We start from the raw sequence: 18,531 nt of genomic DNA on the forward strand, positions 1-18,531 counted from the left end.
GTGCTTAGCGAGATCTCGGGGCGCACCGCGAGCCGGAGCGAAGGAGAAACCGGCCGCGCGGGGCAGGGCCTGCCACTGACCGCTGCGCAACTGGGCATCTGGCATGCTCAACAGCTCGACCCCGCCAGCACCGCCTACCGGGGCGGTGAGTATCTGGAGATCGCGGGTCCGGTGGACACCGCGCGGCTGGAGCGCGCCGTCCGCCGGACTCTGCTGGAGGCGGAGACACTACGCGTACGAGTGGTGGATGGCCCGGACGGGCCGCGACAGTTCATCGTGCCGGTCGGCGACTGGACGTTGCCGGTGGTGGACCTGCGGGATGAGCCCGACCCGCTCGCCGCGGCCGAGCAGGCCATGTGGAGCGAGCTGCGCAGGCTGGTCGATCCCGGTACGGAACCGCTCTTCGGCTGTGCGCTGTTCGCCGTGGCGGAGGACCGCTTCCTGTGGTTCCAGCACTACCACCATCTGGTGGGGGACGGCTTCACGGTCGCGGCGATCGCCCGGCGGGTCGCGGACCTCTACAACGCGGGCGGCACGGACGACGAGGTCGACGGCGCCTTCCTGCCGCTGGCCGAACTGGTCGAAGCGGACGCCGCTTACCGGGTGTCGGAGCGTTTCGCCGAGGACCGGGCCTACTGGGCGCGGCAACTCGAGGGCGCACCGGAACCGGCGTCCCTCAGCACGCGGGCACCCGCGCCGGCCCGCGAGCGGATCCGGAGCAGTGCGACGCTGGACGGCGCCGAGCTGAAGCTGCTCCGTGACGCGGCGCGTGCCGCCGAGGTGCCGTGGCAGACCGTCGTGCTCACCGCTGTCGCGGCCTACCTCCAGCGGATCGCCGGAACGGACGAGGTCACCCTCGGCATCCCGGTCTCGACCCGGCTCGGCCGGACCGCCCTGCACACGCCGGGCATGGTGTCCAACGTGCTGCCGTTGCGGCTGGCGCTGCGGCCCGGCATGTCCACCGGTGAGGCGCTGCGTCATGTGGCGGACCGTTTGCGCGCGCTCATGCGCCATCAGCGCTACCGCTACGAGGACCTGCGCCGTGACCACGGCTCCGGGATGCACAGCCCGCTGGTCGGTCCTCAGGTCAACGTCATGGCCTTCGGCGCTGCACTGACCTTCGACGGACACCCGGTGACCGTCCACAACCTGTCGATCGGTCCGACCGACGACTTCTCGGTCGTGGTGTTCGTCGGCGCCGACGGCACGGAACTGCGCATCGAGGTCGACGGCAACGCCGACCGGTACGAGGAAGCCGAGGTCATCGCGCACGAGGGAAGGCTGCGGCACCTCCTGGAGCGCTTCGGCCGTGCCGGTGAGCACCTTCCCCTCGGCCGGCTGGACGTCACCACACCCGCCGAGCGCGCCCGCTCGCTGACGACTGCCGGCACGGTCCGCAGGACCGCGTCGGACGTGACCTTGCCCGCGCTCTTCGCCCGGCGGGCCCAGGCCGCACCGGACGCCCCGGCACTGACCTACGGCGGTACGACGCTGACCTACGGCGAGCTGAACGCCCGTGCCAACCGCCTGGCGCACCACCTGATCAGCCGGGGAGCGGGGCCCGAGCGCTACGTGGCCTTGGCCATGCCGCGCTCCGCCGAGCTCGTCGTCGCGCTGCTCGCCGTGCTGAAGACCGGAGCCGCCTACGTGCCCGTGGACCCGGCGGCCCCGGCCGACCGACGGGAGTTCATGCTCGACGACGCCCGACCGGCCCTTCTCGTGACCGTCTCCGACGTGGACATCGCGGAGGGGCCCGACCCGGCCGTCCGACCGGTCCGGCTGGACGTCGACGCCCCCGGGATCCGCGCCGCCCTCGAGGACGAGCCGTCGACCGATCCGGTCGTCGAGGGACTGAAGCCGGACAGCCCGGCGTACGTGATCTACACCTCCGGTTCCACCGGGCGTCCCAAGGGCGTCGTCGTCAGCCACCGCAGTGTGGCGCGGCTGTTCTCCGCTGCGGCCGAGCGCTTCGACTTCGGCGACCGGGACGTGTGGACGATGTTCCACTCGTTCGCCTTCGACTTCTCCGTGTGGGAGATCTGGGGCCCACTCCTGCACGGTGGCCGGCTCGTGGTCGTGCCCTTCGACGTGTCGCGTTCCCCCGAGGACTTCCTGGAACTGCTGGCCGACGAGCACGTGACGGTCCTGAACCAGACGCCCTCGGCGTTCTACCAGCTCATACAGGCCGACCGGGAGCGTCCCGACCGTCCGCTCGACCTGCGGTACGTGATCTTCGGCGGGGAAGCGCTGGACCTCGGCAGACTGACCGCCTGGTACGACCGTCGCGGCGACGAGGCGCCGGTGCTGGTCAACATGTACGGGATCACCGAGACGACGGTCCACGTCACGCATCTCGCGCTCGACCGCGCCACGGCCGGCCGTGCCTCCGGCAGCCTCATCGGCGATCCGCTGGACGACCTGCAGCTCCTGGTGCTGGACCAGGCGCTCCAGCCCGTGGCCGACGGCGTCGTGGGGGAGATCTATGTGTCCGGCGCCGGGCTGGCACGCGGCTATCTCGGACGCCACGACCTGACCGCCGGCCGCTTCGTGGCCGCTCCGTTCGGTGAGGCCGGCGAGCGGATGTACCGCAGTGGCGACCTCGCCCGGCGGCTCCCCGACGGCTCGCTCGAGTACCTCGGCCGGGCCGACGACCAGGTGAAGATCCGTGGGTTCCGCATCGAACCGGGTGAGATCGCGGCCGTGCTCGGCGATCTTCCGGGAACGGCTCAGGCTGCGGTCGTCGCCCTGTCGGACGGGCCCGACCAGACCAGGCTGGTGGCCTACGTGGTCCCCGAGTCCGGCGAACAGCTGGATGTCGAGGCGCTGCGCGGCCAGGCCGCGCAGCTGCTGCCCGAGTACATGGTCCCGAGTGCGATCGTGTCCATGGAATCCCTGCCGCTGACGGTGAACGGCAAGATCGACCGGTCGGCCCTACCGGTGCCGGACATGACGGCGGCCGTGTCAGGGCGAGAGCCGCGCACAGCCGAGGAGGCACGGCTGTGCGCCCTCGTCGCCGAGCTGCTGAGGCTTCCGCGCGTCGGCGTCGACGACGACTTCTTCGCCCTGGGCGGCGACAGCATCGTGTCCATCCAGCTGGTCGGCGCCGCCCGGCGGGCGGGCCTGCGCTTCACCACCCGTGACGTCTTCCGGTGCCGCACGGTGGAGGCGCTGGCCGCCGTCGCCGAACAGGAGACCGAGCCGGCCGGAGACGATGAACCGGACACCGGTCTGCTCCCCGCCACCCCGGTGATCCACTGGCTGCGGGAACGGGGCGGCGCCATCGACGCCTATCACCAGGCGATGGCCTTCGCCACCCCGCCGGGAGCCGGGCTTGCGGATCTGACCGCGGCGTTGCAGGCGCTCCTGGACGGCCACGACGCCCTGCGCACCACCTTGCTGGACGACGGCGGTGCCTGGAGCATGTCCGTCGCCCCCCGAGGCGCGGTGTCGGCCTCCGACTGCCTGCGCCATGTCACGGTCGGCGACGATCTGTTCGCCGACGTCCCGGCGGCCACGCGCCGACTGATCGAGGACGAGTCGCAGGCCGCCGTGGGACGCCTGGCACCCCGCGACGGCGTGATGGTGCAGGCCGTGTGGTTCGACGCCGGACCGGATCGGCCCGGCCGCATGGTGCTCACCCTGCACCACCTGGTCGTCGACGGCGTTTCATGGCGCATCCTGCTGCCCGACCTGGCGGCGGCCTGGCAGACCGCCAAGGAGGGCGGTGACCTGCGGACCGCGCCGGTCGGCACCTCACTGCGACGCTGGGCCTCACTGTTGGCCGAACACGCCGTGTCCGGCAGCCGGCACGACGAACTGCCCTACTGGCGCGAAGTGCTCGACACCGAGGACCCCTTGGTCGGCTCTCGTGCACTGGACTCCGCCCTCGACCTGGCCGGTACCCGCAAGCGGCTGTCGATCACACTGCCCGCCGACCTCGCGACGGCAACGCTGGAGACGGTGCCCGCCGCCTTCCACGTCGGCGTGCGCGACGTGCTGCTGGCAGGCTTCGCGGCGGCTTTCACGGACTGGCGCCGCGCGGCGGGACGGGGATCGCACCGGGCCGTGCTGATGGACCTGGAGGGACACGGCCGCGAGGCGGTCGAGGACGGGCTGGACCTGACACGCACCGTCGGCTGGCTCACCACTGTCTTCCCGGCGCGCATCGACCTCGGCGCCGCGGACTTCGCCGAGATCGCCGCGGGCGGGCGGGCCGCCGGACACGCCCTGAGGCAGGTCAAGGAGCAGCTGCGGAGCATCCCCGACTCCGGAATCGGCTATGGCATCCTGCGCTACCTGCAGCCGCAGCAGTCCCTCGCAGGCCAGGACGGCCGCGGGCCGCAGATCCTGTTCAACTACCTCGGACGTTTCGGCAGCGCCGACGACGCGCAGCCGTGGACGCCGCTGCCCGGCCCGAACGGGTTCACGGGAGCCGAGGACCCGACGATGCCCGTCCGGCACGCGGTGCAGGTCGACGTGGTGGTGCACGAGCGGCCCACCGGGCCTGAGCTGACCGCGGTGCTCTCCTGGCCGGACGGCGTCCTGGAGGAGGGCGAGCTGCACGCGCTGGCCGATCGCTGGCGCGTGGCCCTGCAGGGGTTCGCCGCACACGCCGCCGACCCCGACAGCGGCGGCATCACGTCCGCCGACGTGCCGCTCGCCCCGGTGACCCAGCACCGGCTGGACGTGCTGACGGCCGAGGCCGGCCAGCTGGCCGACGTCCTGCCGCTCGCACCGCTACAGCACGGTCTGCTCTTCCACGCCGCGTACGACACGGACCGGCCCGACGCCTACACGGTGCAGTTCCGCTTCGATCTGGCGGGACGGGTCGACCCGGCGCGGCTGCGTGACGCCGTGACCGCGGTGCTGCACCGCCACCCCCAGCTGCGGGCGGGCTTCTGGAACGACGGGGCGGACGAGCCTTTGCAGTTCGTGCCCCGCGCGTTCGACGTGCCGTGGCAGGAGCTGGATCTGCGCGGCCTCGACGAGCGGGCGCGAGCCGACGAGCTCGACCGGGTCCTGGCCGCTCAGCCGCGCTTCGTGCCGGACCGTCCGCCACTCTTCCGATTCCTGCTGGCGCGGACGGAGACGGACCGCCGGACACTGGTCTTCACCCACCACCACCTCCTGCTGGACGGCTGGTCCGTCCCGCTGCTGCTGAGCGGGATCCTCACCGAGTACTCGGCGAGCGGGAAGACGGCCGATGCCGCCGTCACGGCGCCGACCGTCCCGTACCACCGGTACTTCGAGTGGCTGCGGAAGCAGGATCGGGGGGCGGCCGAGGACGCCTGGCGCACCGCGCTGGCCGCCCTGCCCGGCCCGACCCGTCTCGCCCGGCGGGACGCGCCACCGGCCGGGGGCGCCGTGGCCGAGATCGAGGTGGATCTCGGCGCCGCGCTCACCGCCGCGCTGGGACGCGCGGGCCGCAGGTACGGCGTCACGCTCGGCACCCTCGTGCAGGGTGCCTGGTCGATCTTGCTGGGCAGCCTCGTCGGATCGCAGGACGTGGTCTTCGGAGGGACTGTCGCCGGTCGTCCCCCGGAGGTCGACGGCGTGGAATCGATGATCGGTCTGTTCATCAACACCTTGCCGGTCAGAGCGGCTTTCACCACCGGGGAACCCGTCCACGAGCTGCTCGTGCGACTGCAGCACGAGCAGGCCGAACTGACCGCGCACCAGCACCTGCCCCTGGCCGACGTGCAGCGCCTCGGCGGTGTCGGAGACCTCTTCGACACCCTGCTGGTCATCGAGAACTACCCGTTCCCGCCCGGCTCGCTCCAGACCGTTGACGGCGGCTTGCGCGTGGCGGGTATCAGCGGCCGCGACGACACCCACTACCCGCTGAGCATCGCTGTGATGACGGGCGACTCGCTGCGACTGCGTGTGGGACACCGCACCGACGTCATCCCCGCCGAGCAGGCGCGAGCCGTGGCCGCGGGACTGTCCCACGTCCTGAAGCAGTTCGCCGACGACCTGCAGCAGCCGGTCGGGCGCGTGGACCTGCTGGACACCGCGGCCCTCTCCACCGTCCTGGGCTGGGGGCACGGCGAGGCCGAGCCGGTCGTCGGGGGAACGGTCGTCCAGCTGCTCGAACAGCACGCCGAGCGGACGCCCGACCGGACGGCGGTCGTCGGTGCCGACGGAGCACTGACCTTCGGACAGCTCAACGCCCGCGCCAACCGGCTCGCCCGTGTTCTGGCCGGCCGCGGTGTCGGTCCGGATCGGGTGGTCGGCCTGCTGCTGCCGCGCGGTGCGGACACGATCGTCGCGATGTTCGCCGTGCTGAAGGCGGGCGGCGCGTACGTGCCCATCGAGCCCGCGCTGCCGGCCGAGCGGATCCGCTTCGTCCTCGAGGACACCCGCCCGGTCGCCGTGGTGACCACCCGGGCCCTGGCCGGCTCCCTCCCCACGGCCGACGCGGGAGTCCCGCCCCTGCCGCTGGACGCCCCGGAGACCGCCGCCGCACTGGACGGGCTGCCCTCCCACAACCTCACCACCGACGAACTGAACGGCACGGTGCGCCCGGAGAACCTGGCCTACCTCATCCACACCTCCGGCTCCACCGGCGTCCCCAAGGGCGTCGGAGTCGAGCACCGCAACCTGATGCACCTCTTCACCGCCCACCAGCACGGCCTCTTCGAGCCGGAGGTGGCCGCCGCCAGCGGACGGAGGTTCCGGGCAGCGATGACCGCGTCGCTGTCGTTCGACACGTCCTTCGACGGCGTCCTGTGGATGCTCGCCGGACACGAACTCCACGTCATCGACGACGACGTACGACGCGACCCGTCGGCGCTCGTCTCCTACGTCGCCGAACACGGCGTCGACTTCCTCGACGTCACCCCGTCCTACTGCGCCCAGCTCGTGGAGGCGGGTCTCCTCGACGACACCGGCACGGCACCCCGGACGCTGATGCTGGGCGGTGAGGCGCTCGGCCCCGACCTGTGGGCCCGGCTGCGTGCGGCAGACACGACGTCCAGCCACAACTTCTACGGTCCCACCGAATGCACGATCGACACCCTGTCGTATCCGCTGCGCGACGGGGAGCAGCCGGTGGTCGGCCGCCCCCTGCGCAACGTGCGGGCCTACGTGCTCGACGCGGCGCTGCGACCGGTCCCCCCGGGCGCGCCGGGAGAGCTGTACGTCGCGGGCGCCCAGGTGGCGCGGGGCTACATCGGCCGGCCCGCGCTGACGGCGGACCGCTTCGTCGCCGACCCCTTCGCCCCCGGCGAGCGGATGTACCGCACAGGCGACGTGGTGCGCTGGTCCGCAGACGGCCAGATCGAGTACCTCGGACGCGCCGACGAACAGGTGAAGATCCGCGGCCACCGCATCGAGCTCGGCGAGATCGAGCAGGTGCTGTCCGCGCACCCCGCGGTGTCCCGGTCGGCGGTGGTGGCCCGTACGGACGGGACGACCCGGCTGGTGGCCTACGCGGTCACGGTCGGCGGAACCGGCGAACCGGCGGAACTCCGTGCCCACCTCGCTCGCTCCCTGCCGGAGTACATGGTCCCGGCAGCGGTGGTCCTGATCGACGACCTGCCGCTGACGGTGAACGGCAAGCTCGACGTGTCCGCCCTGCCGGCCCCCGACTTCGCCGCCACGACGACCTCCCGGCCCGCGAGCACCCCCGCGGAGCACACCCTGTGCGCGCTGTTCCAGGACGTCCTGGGGCTGCCCGAGGTCGGCGTCGACGACGACTTCTTCGCACTGGGCGGCGACAGCATCGTCTCCATCCAGCTGGTGAGCCGTGCCCGCCGCTCCGGACTGGCGATCAGCCCCCGTGACGTCTTCACCCGCCGCACCGTCGCCGAACTGGCGGCGTGGGCGACGCCCGTCACGGACGAGGTCCGCGCTCCCGGGCCGGCCGCGACCGGCGAGGTTCCGCTGACGCCGATCATGCACGCGCAGTGGGAGACCGGCGGACCGATCGCCGGGTTCCACCAGGCCTTTGTGCTGTCGCTGCCGGTCGGCGTCACCGAGGACCGCCTGCGCGCAGTGCTGCAGGCCGTGGTCGATCACCACGACGCCCTCCGGCTGCGGCTGGACCCGGACGACGACTCCTGGCGGCTGGTCGTGCGCGAACCGGGACAGGTACGCGTCGACGCATGGCTCTCCCGCATCGCGGTCATCGCGGAACAGGACGGCGACGAGGCGTACCGGGCGGCCCTCGACGCCGCCGTCGAGCGCGCTGTGCCGCAGGCGCAGGCGAGACTGGACCCGGCTGCGGGCGGCGTGCTCGACGCCGTGTGGTTCGACGTCGGCCCGGCCCGGCCCGGCCGGCTGCTGCTGAGCATCAACCACCTGTCCGTCGACGGCGTGTCCTGGCGCATCCTGCTGGAGGACCTGCGGATCGCCTGGGAGGACCACGTCGCCGGCCGTGCGGCCCAGCTCCCGCCGGTGGAGACGTCGCTGCGTGCCTGGGGAACGCGCCTGAGTGAACTGGCGCGGACCCCGGACCGGGAGCAGGAGCTGCCGTACTGGACGGGTCTGCTGCGCCCGGGCGACCTGTCGGCCGCCGGCCGCGCACTGGACCCCGCCCGGGACGTCGCCTCCACGGCCCGCACGCTCACCGTGACGGTTCCCACCGAGCAGACCGTGCCGCTTCTCACCACGCTGCCCGCGGCTTTCTCCACCGGTGTCACGGAAGTGTTGCTGGCCGGCTTCGCCATAGCCGTCGCCGACTGGCGGCGCCGCCGGGGCCAGCACGCCGACGGACCGCTGGTGGACGTGGAGAGCCACGGCCGGCACGACGACGGCGTCGACCTGTCCCGGACGATCGGCTGGTTCACGGAACAGCACCCGGTCCGGCTCGACCCCGGTCCGCTGGACTGGGGCGACGTCGCCGCCGGCGGCCCGTCGGTCGGCCAGACGGTGAAGCGGATCAAGGAACAGGTCAAGGCCGTCCCCGGCAACGGGGAGGGTTACGGTTTCCTGCGGTACCTCAACCCGCGCACCGCCGGGGAACTGGCGGACCTGCCGTCCGCCGAGTGGGGCTTCAACTATCTGGGCCGGTTCGCCGCCGGGCAGCCGGATCAGGACTGGACGCCCGTCGGCACGGCCGGCCCGCTGGGCGGAGCCGATCCGGAGATGCCGCTGGAGCACGCCGTGGACCTGACGCTGGCCACCCATGACCTGCCGGACGGCCCGGCCCTCGTCGCGACCTGGACCTACGCCGGAGAACTGCTCGGCGAGGACGATGTCGAGCAGCTCTCGCAGGCGTGGCTGCGGGCGGTGGACGCGCTCTCCGCGTACGCCGCCCGACCCGGCGCCGGCGGCCGGACCCCGTCCGACTTCCCGCTCGTGTCGCTGTCCCTGCGGGAGGTGGAGCTGCTGGAGGCGGCTCAGCCCGGCCTCGTCGACGTGCTGCCGCTCGCCCCGCTCCAGCAGGGCCTGATGTTCCAGAGCCTGCTGAGCGAGGGACAGGCCGACCTCTACACCTCGTTGCTCACCCTGGACGTGCGTGGCGCACTGGACGTGGCGCGTCTGCGCAGCGCCTGGGACGAGCTGATCCGTAAGCACCCCATCCTGCGCACGGAATTCCGTCAGGAGGGGCTGCGCGACACCGTCGCCGTTGTCGTGGACTCGGTGCGGCTGCCGTGGACGGAGACCGACCTCGGCGACCTGGAGGCGGACGAACGCGAGACCCGACTGCAGCGCATCGTCGAACGGGAACGCGGTCACAGGTTCGACCTCGGCAAGGCCCCGCTGCTGCGCTTCACCGTTGTACGTCTGGGCGACGACCACCACCGGTTGCTCTTCACCAACCACCACATGCTGGTGGACGGCTGGTCGATGCCGATGCTCTTCGCCGAACTCTTCGAGGTGTACGGGGGCGGCACCAGGACCCGGACGACCCCGTCCGCCTACCGTGACTACCTGCAGTGGCTCGGCAGCCAGGACCGGGACAGGGCGGAACGGGCCTGGAGCCGTGAGCTGGCCGGCCTCGACGAGGCCACCCTGCTGGCGCCGCCGGACCGCTCGGGGGAAGTCGTCGTCCCGTCACGACTGACGACCGAGCTGTCCGAGGAGACCACGGCCGCGCTGTCGGCCGTCGCGCGTCGGCACGGCATCACTCCGAGCACCGTGGTGCAGTCCGCGCTCGCGGTGCTGATCTCCCGGCTCACCGGCAGAACGGACGTAGTGTTCGGCACGACCGTCTCCGGCCGCCCGGCACAACTCCCGGGTGTCGAGGACGCGATCGGCATGTTCATCAACACGCTGCCGGTCCGTGCGACGGTCCGGCCGGACCAGACCCTCCTGGAGACGGCGAAGCTCCTGCAGGAGCGCCAGACGGCACTGCTCGACCACCACCACCTCGGGCTGGCCGACATCCAGCGTGCCGCGGGCCACCGCGACATGTTCGACACCGTCATGTCCTTCCAGAACTTCCCCCTCCAGCAGGCGCTGCCCGACCTGAGCGGGATCGGTCTCGAAGTGACCTCCGCCGAGAGCACCGACGCCAGCCACTATCCGTTCGTCTTCCACGCGTTCCCCGGAAACCGGATGGAACTGCGCATCACCTACCAACCCGACTTGCTCGACACCGCGGGCGCCCGGGCGATGCTGGACCGCCTGGCACGGGTGGTGTCCGTCTTCGCCGAGGACCCCGGGCGCCGGGTGGGCAGACTCGGCCTGCTCGACGAGAACGAGACCGCCGAGCTGGTCCGCAGCGGCTCCGGATCCACCGACCCCGTCGCGGACGGCCCTCTCGCCGAACTGTTCGAACGCGTGGTCGCCCGTGCGCCGCAGGCGCCCGCCGTGCGCTGGGAGGACCAGGAACTCAGCTACGACGAGGTGAACCGGCGCGCCAACCGGCTCGCCCGGCTGCTCGTGGACCGAGGTGTGGGACCCGAGCGCTTCGTCGCCGTGGCCCTGCCCCGCTCCGTCGAGTGGATCGTGGCGGTGCTCGCGGTGGCGAAGGCGGGCGGCGCCTATCTGCCCGTCGACACGGAGTACCCGCAGGACCGGATCGAGTTCATGCTCACGGACGCTCGGCCGGTGCTCGTCATCACCTCCGAGGAGGCGCAGTACGCCCTGCCCGTCGTCGACGGCGTCGCGCGGTTGTGCGTCGACGACCCCGAGGTCGTCACCGCGCTGGCCGAGACACCCGAAGGCGACCTCGGGGCGGCCGAGCGCACGGGCGTCCCGGTCGTCGCCAACGCGGCGTACATGATCTACACCTCCGGTTCGACGGGCCGGCCCAAGGGCGTCGTCGTCACGCACGCCGCGCTGGCCGGGCTGGCGGCGCTGCACGCCGACCGGTTCGGCGCGGGCCCCGCCAGCCGCGTTCTGCAGTTCGCCTCGCCGAGCTTCGACGCCTCCGTCTGGGAGATCTGCATGGCGCTCCTGACCGGCGCCACGCTGGTCCTGGCACCCAAGCACCGTCTCCTGCCGGGGCCGGCGCTGGCCGAGCTGATCGCCGAGCACGAGGTCACCCACGCCACGATCCCGCCGACCCCGCTCGGCGCGGTGGGGGACGAGGAACTGCCGACTCTGGACACGCTGGTGGTGGCCGGGGAGGCCACCGCCGCCGACCTGGTCGAACGGTGGGCCCCGGGCCGCACCATGATCAACGCCTACGGACCCACCGAGACCACGGTCTGCGCGACGGTCACCGGTCCGCTCACCGCCGGTCGCCCCACCATCGGCACCCCCATTCCGCACGCCCGGGCCCTGGTGCTGGACTCCACGCTGTCCCTCGCACCCATCGGTGTCACGGGCGAGCTCTACCTCGCGGGCCTGCCACTGGCCCGCGGATACTGGAACCGGGCGGGCCTGACCGCCGACCGGTTCGTCGCCGATCCGTTCGGCCCGCCCGGCGCCAGGATGTACCGCACCGGCGACCTGGCCCGTCGGCGCGCCGACGGCGAGCTGGACTTCCTCGGCCGGACCGACCACCAGGTCAAGCTGCGGGGGTTCCGGATCGAACCCGCGGAGATCGAGGCCGTCCTGACCCATGCGGAAGGTGTCGCGGAAGCCGTGGTCGCGGTCCGGGAGGATCAGCCGGGCGACGCGCGCCTGGTCGCCTACCTCCTGGCGGAGGAGGGACCCGCCCTCGACGTCGACCTGGAAGCGGTCGGCGCCACGGTCGCCTCCGCCCTGCCCGAGTACATGGCGCCGCAGGCCTACGTGGTCCTCACGGCATGGCCGCTGACGCCCAACGGCAAGCTGGACCGCGCCGCCCTCCCGGCGCCGCAGGCCCCGACCGTCACCGGACGCCCCGCCAGGACCGTTCACGAACAGGTGCTCAGCACCCTCTTCAGCGACGTGCTGAACGTGCCCGGTGTCGGAGCCGACGACGACTTCTTCGAGCTGGGCGGACACTCCCTGCTGGCCAGTCGGCTGGCCAGCCGCATCCGGACGACCTTCGGGGCGGAGCTGCCGGTACGGGTGCTGTTCGACAATCCGACGGTCGCCGGTGTGGCCGAATGGTTCGACCAAGCGGCGCCCGGACGCCCCGCCCTGCGTCCCGTCGAGCGTCCCGACCGGCTGCCGCTGTCGCACGCGCAGCGGCGGCTGTGGTTCATCGACCGGTACGAGGGCAGCAGCGCGACGTACAACATGCCCGTCGCGATGCGACTGACCGGCCCACTGGACGCCGGGGCGCTGCGCTCGGCGATCGCCGATGTCGTCGCCCGGCACGAAGCACTGCGAACGGTCTTCCCCGACGACGGGGGAGTCCCCTGGCAGCGGATCCTGGCCCCCGAGGAGGTCCGGATCGACCTGCCCGTCACCGCGGTGTCCGCGGACCGGGTGGAAGCGGCGCTGACCGAGGGGGCGCGTCGACTGTTCGACCTCGAGGTCGATCCGCCGCTCCGTGTCGAACTGCTGCGTCTGGAACCCGAGTCGCACGTGCTGCTCATCGTGCTCCACCACATCGCCGGCGACGGCTGGTCGATGGGGCCGCTGTGCCGGGACATCAGCACCGCCTACGCGGCACGGCTGCACGGACAGGAACCGGACTGGGAGCCGCTGCCGGTCCAGTATGGCGACTACACCCTGTGGCAGCACGAGCTGCTGGACGAGCAGGCCGGCCCGGAAGGCGTCTTCGCCCGCCAGCTCGACTTCTGGACGCAGGCGCTGGACGGCATGACGGACCACCTGGCCCTGCCGACCGACCGGGTCCGTCCGCCGGTGCCCAGCTACCGGGGCGACGACGTCGTCTTCCGCGTCGACGAACAGACACACCGCGGGCTGACCGAACTCGCCCGTAGCTGCGGTGTCACCGTGTTCATGGTTCTGCAGGCCGGCCTCGCGACGCTGCTGACCAGGCTCGGCGCGGGCACGGACATCCCGCTCGGCAGCCCGATCGCGGGCCGCACAGACGAGGCGGTCGAGGATCTGGTCGGCTTCTTCGTCAACACCCTGGTGCTGCGCAACGACACGTCGGGCAACCCCACCTTCCGGGAGCTGCTGGACCGCGTACGCCGGACGGACCTGGCCGCGTACTCGAACCAGGACATGCCGTTCGAGCGGCTGGTGGACGCCATCAAGCCGGAGCGCGACCCCTCCAGGCATCCGCTCTTCCAGGTCGCGTTCGGCCTGCAGAACGACGCCACGCCCGCACTCGCACTGCCCGAGGTGCGCAGTGAGGAGGCGTTCGTCGGGATGAAGGTGGCCCGCTTCGACATGATGTTCGGCTTCACCGAGACGCATGACGAAGCCGGTCTCCCGGCCGGCATGAACGGCTCCGTGGAGTTCGCCGGCGACCTGTACGACCGGGAAACGGTCGAGGGTTTCGTGCAGCGGCTGACCCGGTTGCTGACCAGTGCCGTTCAGGACCCGGACCAGACACTCGACACTCTGGAGATCATGGGCGAGGACGAGCGCCGCCGCCTGCTGGTCGACTGGAACGACACCGAACGCCCCGCCCCCACGGGCACGCTGGTCAGCCGCATCGAGGAGCAGGCGGCCCGCACTCCGCGGGCCCCCGCCCTGCTCGGCAGCGAGGAGAGGCTGGACCACGCGACGCTCAACCGGCGGGCCAACCGCCTCGCCCGGTTGCTCGTCGAGCGCGGCGTCGGACCGGAAAAGCTCGTGGCAATCGCGCTGCGGCCTTCGGTCGAACAGGTTGTCGCCGTGCTCGCGGTGCTGAAGGCGGGCGCCGGCTATCTGCCGCTGGACCCGCGCCATCCCGTGGAGCGGGTCGGGTTCATGCTCGACGACGCGAACCCCTGCCTCGTGCTCTGCTCGACGGCGGGCGCCGTACAGCTGCCGCCGGACGACGACCGGCCGCGGCTGTGGCTGGACACGCAGGAGACGGCGGCAGAACTCGCACAGGGGCCCGATCACGACCTCACCGACGACGAGCGGACGGGGCGGGTGCACCAGGCCAACGTCGCGTACGTCATCTACACGTCGGGGTCGACGGGACGGCCCAAGGGCGTGGTGATCAACCACGCCACGGTCCTCCAGTACCTCGACTGGGCACGGGACGCGTACCCGGCGCTCGACGGCGGTGCGGCGCTGCTGCACTCGCCGATCTCCTTCGACCTCACGGTCACCGCGCTGTTCGGACCGCTGCTCTCCGGCGGCTGCCTGCACGTGGCTCCCCTGGAGGAGGACCGGCAGACCGTCGAGGCACTGGAAGCGACGCCGCTGGAGTTCCTCAAGGTCACCCCGACCCATCTGCGGCTGCTCGACGCGCTGCCGCCGGCGTTCTCCCCGGCCGGGGACCTGGTCATCGGGGGCGAGGCGCTCACCGACTCCGCACTGGCGGACTGGCGGGCCCGCAACCCGCAGGCCACGGTGCACAACGAGTACGGCCCGACCGAGACGACGGTCGGCTGCAGCGTCTACCGGATCGCCCCGGGTGACGAGCTGCGGCCCGGTGTGGTCACGCTCGGCGGACCGGCGTGGAACACCCGGATGTACGTGCTCGACGCAGCCCTGCAGCCGGTCCCCGTTGGCGTACCTGGCGAGCTCTACATCGCAGGCGGGCTGCTGGCCCGTGGATACCTCAACCGTGCGCCCCTGACGGCGGAGCGTTTCGTCGCCGACCCGTTCGGCGGCCCGGGCGAGCGGATGTACCGCACGGGGGACCTGGTGCGCTGGCTCGCCGACGGCGACCAGGAGTTCGTCGGCCGCGTCGACGACCAGGTCAAGGTGCGCGGCTACCGCATCGAGACCGGCGAGATCGAGGCGGAGCTGCGCCTGCACCCCGACGTGGAGGAAGCCGTGGTGACGGTCCGTGAGGACCGTCCGGGCGATCCGCAGCTGGTGGCCTACGTGGTGCCCAACGCGGACCCCTCCACGCAGGAGACGGACACCGCCGAAGAGCAGATCGACCAGTGGCAGCAGGTCTACGAGCTGATGTACGGCGCTGAGCGCCCGGAGGAATTCGGCGAGGACTTCAGTGGCTGGGCCAGCAGTTACACCGGCGACGACATCCCGATCGACGAGATGCGGGAGTGGCGGGACGCGACCGTCGACCGCATCCGCGGTCTGCGCCCGCGCCGGGTGCTGGAGATCGGCGTCGGCAGTGGTCTGCTGCTGGCCAAGGTGGCGCCGGAGGTCGAGGCCTACTGGGGCGTCGACTTCTCCGCCGAGGCGATCGCCGTCCTGCGCAGACAGGTCGCGAGGCAGCCGGAGCTGGCGGACCGGGTGGAACTCAGGGTCAGTGCCGCGCACGAACTGGATGGCCTGCCCGCGAACTTCTTCGACACCGTGGTCATCAACTCGGTGGCGCAGTACTTCCCGCACGCCTCGTACCTCACGGACCTGCTGGAATCGCTGACGCGGCTGGTGACACCAGGAGGCGCGATCTTCCTCGGCGACCAGAGGAACCTGCGCACCCAGCGGTGGTTCCAGACCGCGATCCGGCTGCACCAGCGGACCCCTCAGCAGGGCGGGGCGGAGCTGTCCCGAGCGGTCGAGCAGGCGATCATGATGGAGAAGGAACTCCTGGTCGACCCCGAGTACTTCGCCGCGGTCGCCCGCCGGATCCCGGCGATCGACACCGTGGACGTACAGATCAAGCGTGGCACGGGCGCCAACGAGTTGGTGCGGCACCGCTACGACGTCGTGCTGCGGACCGCTCCCAGCGGCGTGCGGGACCTCTCCGACGTGCCGCGTCTGCGGTACGGCGTCGAGGTGACGAACCTCGACGACCTCCGGCGCAGGCTGGCCGTGCACGAGGACGGCCCCTTCCGGGTGACCGGCATCCCGGACGCGAGGGTGGCCGGTGAACAGGCGGCGACGCAGGCACTGGCGGAGGGCCGGGAGGTCGAGGAGGCCCTGGCGGCACTGAGCCGTCCGGACGAGCCCGGCATCGACCCCGAGACGCTCTTCGAACTGGCCGAGAGGCACGGACGACAGGTCCGCGTCTCGTACGCCCCGGGTGCGCCGGGAAGGCTGGACGCCGTCTTCGGGGCGGACGAGGAGGAAACGGCCGGGACCTATCTGGCCACCGCGGAGCTCGATCCGCAGGCGTACGTCAACAACCCCTTGGCATCACGCCAGTTGGGAGAGCTGGTCACCGCTCTGCGGACCTTCGCGGAGCAGCGGCTGCCCGAGTACATGGTGCCCGCCGCGTTCGTACCGCTCGACGCGCTGCCGATGACGGTGAACGGCAAGCTCGACCGCCGTGCGTTGCCCGCCCCCGACTTCTCCAGCGCGTCCACCGGCCGGGCGCCCAGGGACGAGCGGGAAGCGACCCTGTGCGCGGTCATGGCCGAGGTCCTGGCCCTGCAGACCGTCGGCATCGACGACAACTTCTTCGACCTGGGCGGAGACAGCATCATCTCCATTCAGCTCGTGAGCCGACTGCGCGCCGCGGGCCTGGTGCTCACGGCCCGCGATGTCTTCCGACACAAGACGGTGGTGGCCATGGCGGCCGTCGCCGAGACGGCCCAGGACGTCACACCGGCAGCCGAAGAGGCTTCCACCGCGTCGCCGGCGTCAGGCAGCGACACGGCGATGGACCTGTCGCTGGTGTCCCTGTCCGATGACGAATTGCACATGTTCGAATCCGAGTGGAGGTTGCCGGAGTGAGTACATCCGCAGTTGAAGCGATCCTGCCCCTGACGCCGTTGCAGGAAGGCCTGCTGTTCCACAGCCTCTACGACGACCGCAGTGTGGACCTGTACACCTCACAGCTGGGCGTGGATCTGGAGGGCCGGCTGGACGCCGAGGTCTTCCAGGCGGCCGCCGCCACCGTCCTGCGCCGCCACGCCAATCTCCGTACGTCCTTCCAGCACCGCACCTCCTCCCAGCCCGTGCAGCTGGTGCTCCGGGAGGTGGCGGTCCCCTGGGAGGAGCACGACCTCAGCGGACTCGACGAAGACCGCCGCGAGGCGGAGCTGGCGCGGCTCACCGAGGAGGACCGCACCCGCCGGTTCGATCTGGAGCGTCCACCGCTCCTGCGGTTCACGCTGATCCGCCTTGCCGACGACAAGTGCCGGCTGCTCTTCACCCACCACCACATCCTGCTGGACGGCTGGTCCATCCCGATCCTGCTGACGGAGCTGTTCACGCTCTACGCACGGGGCGGCGTCGATGACGGTGAGCTGCCTTCCGTACCGCCGTTCAAGGACTTCCTGAAGTGGCTGGCGGGCCGGGACAAGCCGGCCGCGGAAGCCGCTTGGAGCCGGGTGCTCGAGGGCCTCGAGCCGATGATCCTGCGCCCGCTCGAGCCGGGCCGCGCATCGGTGATGCCCGACCGGAGCACGCTCGACCTGAGCCGCTCGCTGACCAAGAGGCTGACGACGCTGGCGCGCCGGCACTCCCTCACACTGAACACGGTCGTCCAGGGCGTGTGGGGTCTGCTGCTGAGCCGGCTGACCGGCCGCAGCGACGTGGTCTTCGGCGCCACCGCCTCCGGCCGCCCGCCGGAGCTCCGCGGTGTCGAGAACATGGTCGGCCTGTTCCTCACCACGCTGCCGGTCCGGGTCCGGATCGACCCCGCCGAGTCCTTCGTGGACCTGCTCGTCCGGATCCAGGCGGAGCAGACGGAGCTGCTTCCGCACCAGCACCTGGGGCTCGGCGCCATCCAGCGGATCGGCGGCGGATCCGATCTGTTCGACACGATGACCGTGTTCGAGAGCTTCCCCGTCGACCACAACGCCGAAAGTCTGCCCGGCACCGGGCTGAAGGTGCTCGACTCCGAGGGGACGGACTTCAGCCACTACCCGATCGCGCTGATCGCGCTGCCCGGGGACCGGCTGCACCTGCGGCTCAGCTATCAGCCCGACCTGTTCGACGCCCGGCAGACGCAGACGCTGCTGGACCAGGCCAGGCGGCTGCTGGAGACACTGGCCGGCGAGCCGGAACGGCTCGTCGGACGGCTGGAGACCCTGGAGCCGGCCGACCGGCACCGGGTCCTGAGCCGGTTCAACGAGACCGACCACCCGGTCGAGCCGGCCACCCTCGCCCAGCTTTTCGAGGCCCAGGCCGCCCGTACCCCGCAGGACGTCGCGGTCGTGTTCGAGTCGACCAAGCTGACGTACGCCGAACTGGACGCGCGGGCGAACAGGCTGGCCCGGCATCTGACGGCACAGGGCGTCGGACCGGAGCAGGTCGTCGCCCTGGCGC

2 protein-coding genes (1 of these 2 cut by a window edge) are annotated in these 18,531 nt (G+C 71.8%); both read left to right on the forward strand.

The genetic code is table 11. The annotated features are described in order from the left end of the window. Positions 1–16,992: an amino acid adenylation domain-containing protein gene (locus AB0A94_RS23750; RefSeq protein WP_361747314.1), complete on the forward strand. Its 16,992-nt coding sequence runs from the start codon at positions 1–3 to the stop codon at positions 16,990–16,992. Then, a protein-coding gene (locus AB0A94_RS23755) for a non-ribosomal peptide synthase/polyketide synthase (RefSeq protein ID WP_361747316.1) crosses the window boundary here: on the forward strand, positions 16,989–18,531 show its 5' portion. It continues 20,879 nt past the right edge of the window; 1,543 of the gene's 22,422 nt are visible here — the first part of the coding sequence; it begins with the start codon at positions 16,989–16,991; the stop codon falls past the right edge of the window. Before AB0A94_RS23750 ends, AB0A94_RS23755 begins: the two co-directional genes overlap by 4 nt.

Origin of the sequence: Streptomyces sp. NPDC044984 (assembly GCF_040646935.1) — a bacterium.
Lineage (GTDB): Bacteria > Actinomycetota > Actinomycetes > Streptomycetales > Streptomycetaceae > Streptomyces.